Genomic DNA, 4,784 nt, shown 5'->3' with positions numbered 1-4,784 from the left:
GGCAACACTATCACCGGGTCGAGGAATTCCTCGGCCGCCCCGAAATGACCGGGCGTCTCGCCCGGTTCGAGATCACCCCGCAGCCGGTGCCGCCCAAGCGGCTGCTGCGGATCATGCAACTGACGATGCGGCCCTGAACGCCGCGTGACGCGAACGCGGCCCGGGCGGGTCGAATGGAGAGAAAACATGCTGGAAATCAAGAACCTGCAGGTGAAACTTGAGGAAGAGGACAAGCAGATCCTCAAGGGTGTGAACCTGACCGTGGAAGCGGGCAAGGTGCACGCCATCATGGGGCCGAACGGCTCGGGCAAGTCGACGCTCTCCTACGTGCTGTCCGGCAAGGACGGCTACGTGGTGACCGAGGGCGAAGCCACGCTCGGCGGTGAGGACATCCTCGAGATGGAGCCCGAAGAGCGCGCCGCGGCAGGCCTCTTCCTCGCGTTCCAGTACCCGGTCGAGATCCCCGGCGTCGGCAACATGACCTTCCTGCGCACCGCGGTGAACGCTCAGCGCAAGGCTCGTGGCGATGAGGAGATGTCCTCGACCGAGTTCCTCAAGGTCGTGCGTGAAAAGGCCAAGAGCCTGAAGATCGACGCCGAGATGCTGAAGCGTCCGGTGAACGTCGGCTTCTCGGGCGGCGAGAAGAAGCGCAACGAGATCCTGCAGATGGCGATGCTCGAGCCGAAGATGTGCATCCTCGACGAGACCGACTCGGGCCTCGACGTCGACGCCATGAAGCTGGTCTCGGACGGCGTCAACGCGCTGCGCGACGAGGGTCGCGGCTTCCTCGTGATCACGCACTACCAGCGCCTGCTTGACCACATCAAGCCGGACGTGGTCCACATCATGTACGACGGCCGCATCATCAAGACCGGCGGCCCCGAGCTGGCGCTCGAGGTCGAGACGCAAGGCTACGCGCACCTGATCGAAGAGGAGGCGTAAATGGCACTTCCGCAACCGAAGCAGACGGCGACCGACGCGCGCCTTGCCGCGCTCGACCTGCCCGAGGGTGGCTGGTCGGCGCCAGCGCGCCAGTCGGCGCTTGCCCGGCTGCAGGCGATGGGCCTGCCCGGCGCCCGTGACGAGGACAAGAAAAAAAACCGCCCCGACACCCTCGTGGCGGCAGAGGCAAAAACGGCCGCGGTGTTCCAGGGGGACGAGCCGCTGGTGTTCGACGGTGTCGATCGCCTGAAGATCGTGTTCCGCGACGGCGTCTTCGATGCCGAGGCCTCTGATCCGCTGGCGCTCGAGAACATCGAGATTGCCCGGCTCGCCGATGCGGCGGACATCCACTGGGCGCAGGATCTCTACGGCAAGCTCGAAGAGGACGGCCAGACCCCGGTCGAGCGTCCGCTCGCGGCGCTCAACACCGCCTTCGCCACAGACGGCATCCTGATGCGCGTCACCGGCAAGGTCTCGAAGCCGGTCGCGCTGATCTACTACCACGAGTCCGAGACCTCGGACGCGATCCTGCATCACGTGGTGAAGGTCGAAGAAGGCGGCGACGTCACCGTGCTCGAGAACGGGCCCGCGGCGGCGCGTTTCAACAAGGTGATGGAAGTGGACGTGGCCGACGGCGCCGGGTTCCACCACATCCGCGCCCAGGGCCGCGACCACGAGCGTCGCGCCGCCACGCATATCTTCGCGCGGCTCGGCACCGAGAGCACCTTCAAGACCTTCACCCTCACGGTGAACGGCGTGCTGACCCGCAACGAGTGCGTGGTCGAGCTGACCGGTGACGACGCGGTCTGCCACATCGCGGGCGCCTGCATGGGCGACGGCGATTTCCACCACGACGACACGGTGTTCGTCACCCATGACGCGGTGAACTGCGAAAGCCGGCAGGTCTTCAAGAAGGTGCTGCGCAACGGCGCAACCGGCGTGTTCCAGGGCAAGATCCTGGTGAAGCAGGGTGCCCAGAAGACCGACGGCTACCAGATCAGCCAGTCGCTTCTGCTCGACGAGGACAGCCAGTTCCTCGCCAAGCCCGAGCTCGAGATCTACGCCGACGACGTGGCCTGCTCGCACGGGTCCACCTCGGGCGCCATCGACGAGGACGGCCTCTTCTACCTGCGCGCCCGCGGCCTGCCGCGCGGCATCGCCGAGGACCTTCTGACCATCGCCTTCATCGCGGAAGCGGTGCAGGAGATCGAGGATGAGAGCCTGCAGGAAGAGATCGTAGGCCGGGTCGAGGCCTGGCTCCTGCGGCGCCGCGGCTGATGACGCTCTCGCGCGAGATCCTGGCCACCTACCGGGGGCCGGGGGCCGTCGTGCGGCGCCTGTTGCGACAGGGGCCGCGCGAGGACCGCGCACTGATGTTCGTAATGGCCGCCTGCGGGCTGTTCTTCGTGGCACAGATGCCGCAGCTCGCACGGCAGGCGCATCTGGCGGGGACCGAGCTCAACCCGATGCTCGGCGCCTCGCTGCTGGCGTGGCTGGTGGTCGCACCGCTGCTGTTCTACGTGCTGGCCTTCCTCAGCCACCTTGCCGCCCGCCTCTTCGGCGGCAAGGGGTCGGGCTACGGCGCCCGGCTGGCGCTGTTCTGGGCGCTGCTGGCGGCGACGCCGCTGGTGCTGCTGAACGGGCTCGTCGCGGGGCTGGTGGGGACGGGCCCGCAGCTGACCATCGTGGGTCTGCTGTGGTTCGCGGTCTTCGTGTGGTTCTGGCTCGGCGGGCTTGTCGCGTCGCAGAAGGCGGCGGCGGAATGACCCCGGCGGGCTTCCTCCGGCTGGCGCTGCAGACGGTTGCGGCACCGCGCGAGGTGGCGCGCCTGCTGCTGGCCATGCGGCTGAGCGGTGAGGCGATCCTGACGGCGCTGGCGCTGTCGGTGGTGCTGAACGGGCTGGTGGCGGGGGGCTCCTTCGTGCTGGTCCCGGCCGAGGCACTGCCCGCGCAATTTGGTCCGGTCTTCGTTGCGGGAATCCTCGCGCTCGAGCTCGCGGTGACCATCGTCCTGCTCGGCGTGGTCGGGCGGGCGCTTGGCGGCACCGGGCGCGACATCGAGATCGCGCTGCTGCTCGCGTGGTTCCACGTCCTGCGGGCGCTGGCGCAGCTCGTCGTGCTGCTGGCGGGGCTGCTGTCCTCGGCCCTGGGCTCGCTCATGGTGGTCGCCGCGCTGATGGCCGGCGTCTGGATCCTGATCAACTTCCTCGAAGTGGCGCATGGCTTCAGCGATCTCTGGAAAGCCCTGCTGCTGCTCGTCATCGTAACCATCGCACTTGCCTTTGCGATGGTCCTTCTACTCGTGCTAGCAGGGGTCTCCCCCGAAACCATGGCAGGCTGATGTTTGACGTTTCCGAAATTCGCCGCGACTTCCCGATCCTCTCGCGTGAGGTCAACGGCAAGCCGCTCGTCTATCTCGACAACGGCGCCTCGGCGCAGAAACCGCAGGCGGTGATCGACGCCGTGACCCGCGGCTATGCCGAGGAATATGCCAACGTCCACCGCGGGCTGCATTACCTGTCCAACCTCGCCACCGAGAAGTACGAGGCGGTGCGCGGCATCACGGCGCGCTTCCTTGGCGCGAAGGACGAGGAAGAGATCGTCTTCACCTCCGGCACCACCGAGGGCATCAACCTCGTGGCCTATTCCTGGGCCATGCCGCGTTTCGAGCCTGGCGACGAGATCGTGCTGTCGGTGATGGAGCACCACGCCAACATCGTGCCCTGGCACTTCCTGCGCGAGCGTCAGGGCGTCGTGCTGAAGTGGGTCGACGTGGACGAGACCGGCGCGCTCGACCCGCAGAAGGTGATCGACGCGATCGGCCCGAAGACCAAGCTGGTGGCCGTCACGCAGCTTTCGAACGTGCTCGGCACGGTCGTGGACGTGAAGACCATCTGCCACGCCGCGCGCGAGATGGGCGTGCCGGTGCTGGTCGACGGCAGTCAGGGCGCAGTCCATATGCCGGTCGATGTCGAGGACATCGGCTGCGATTTCTACGCCATCACCGGCCACAAGCTCTACGGCCCCTCGGGCTCGGGCGCGATCTTCATCCGCAAGGAGCGGCTGGCCGAGATGCGCCCGTTCATGGGCGGCGGCGACATGATCCGCGAGGTCCACAAGGACTGCGTGACCTATGCCGCCCCGCCGATGAAGTTCGAGGCCGGCACCCCGGGCATCGTCCAGCAGATCGGCATGGGCGTCGCGCTCGAGTACCTGATGTCGCTGGGAATGGAGAACGTGGCCGCCCACGAGGCGCAGATCGCGGCCTATGCCGGCTCGCGGCTGTCGGGGCTGAACTGGCTGCAGGTGCAGGGCAACGCGCCCGGCAAGGCGGCGATCTTCTCGTTCACGCTCGACGGCGCGGCGCATGCCCATGACGTCTCGACGATCCTCGACAAGAAGGGCGTCGCGGTGCGCGCGGGCCATCATTGCGCAGGCCCGCTGATGGACCATCTCGGGCTCTCGGCGACCTGCCGCGCATCCTTCGCGCTTTATAACACCGAGGCCGAGGTCGACGCGCTCGTCGACGCGCTGGAACTGGCGCACGAGCTTTTCGCCTGACGGGGCCTTCGGTCTCGTCCTGAGAAAAGGCGCGCCACCTGCGGGCGGCGCGCCCCGGATGGCTCAGCCGCAGCGCAGCTCGTTGCCCAGCGGGATCGTGTCGCGGTTGGTCTCGATCCACTTCATCATCTTGCCCATGGTCATGTCGGCGCCGCCGAATCCCTCCCACGGGGTGAAGTCGGTGTTTAGGATGCTTTCCGGATCGAGCCGCAGCAGGCGCACGAAGACCTGCGCCACGATGGTGCCGCCGACGCCGGTGAGCTTGCCGCCCGCATCCGCTT

At 67.3% G+C, this 4,784-nt stretch carries 6 protein-coding genes; 5 read left to right on the top strand and 1 reads right to left on the bottom strand.

Going from position 1 to position 4,784, the window contains the following annotated elements:
* The first annotated feature begins 186 nt into the window (after positions 1-186).
* From sufC to HC022_RS19200, 5 genes are read left to right on the top strand one after another with little or no spacing between them, the layout of a single operon-like run.
* A complete protein-coding gene (gene sufC, locus HC022_RS19220) occupies positions 187-942 on the top strand; it encodes a Fe-S cluster assembly ATPase SufC (RefSeq protein WP_008884011.1) in 756 nt (251 codons plus the stop codon).
* A complete protein-coding gene (gene sufD, locus HC022_RS19215) occupies positions 943-2,220 on the top strand; it encodes a Fe-S cluster assembly protein SufD (RefSeq protein WP_167453490.1) in 1,278 nt (425 codons plus the stop codon).
* The gene (locus tag HC022_RS19210) at positions 2,220-2,708 is read left to right on the top strand and encodes a YIP1 family protein (RefSeq protein WP_167453489.1); all 489 of its coding nucleotides are present in this window, start codon (positions 2,220-2,222) and stop codon (positions 2,706-2,708) included. The genes sufD and HC022_RS19210 overlap by 1 nt, the downstream gene beginning before the upstream one ends.
* Entirely contained in the window at positions 2,705-3,283 is a 579-nt protein-coding gene (locus HC022_RS19205) for a YIP1 family protein (protein ID WP_167453488.1), read from the top strand. Before HC022_RS19210 ends, HC022_RS19205 begins: the two co-directional genes overlap by 4 nt.
* Entirely contained in the window at positions 3,283-4,503 is a 1,221-nt protein-coding gene (locus HC022_RS19200) for a cysteine desulfurase (protein ID WP_167453487.1), read from the top strand. Before HC022_RS19205 ends, HC022_RS19200 begins: the two co-directional genes overlap by 1 nt.
* A gap of 63 nt (positions 4,504-4,566) precedes the next feature.
* Here HC022_RS19200 and HC022_RS19195 read toward each other — a convergent pair.
* A partial coding sequence (locus HC022_RS19195) for a hypothetical protein (RefSeq protein ID WP_167453486.1) occupies positions 4,567-4,784 on the bottom strand: 218 nt, incomplete at its 5' end.

This window comes from Salipiger sp. HF18, from assembly GCF_011806505.1.
GTDB lineage: Bacteria > Pseudomonadota > Alphaproteobacteria > Rhodobacterales > Rhodobacteraceae > Salipiger > Salipiger thiooxidans.
Note: the sequence above shows the minus strand (reverse complement) of the source record. Positions and strands in the feature narration are given on the sequence as shown.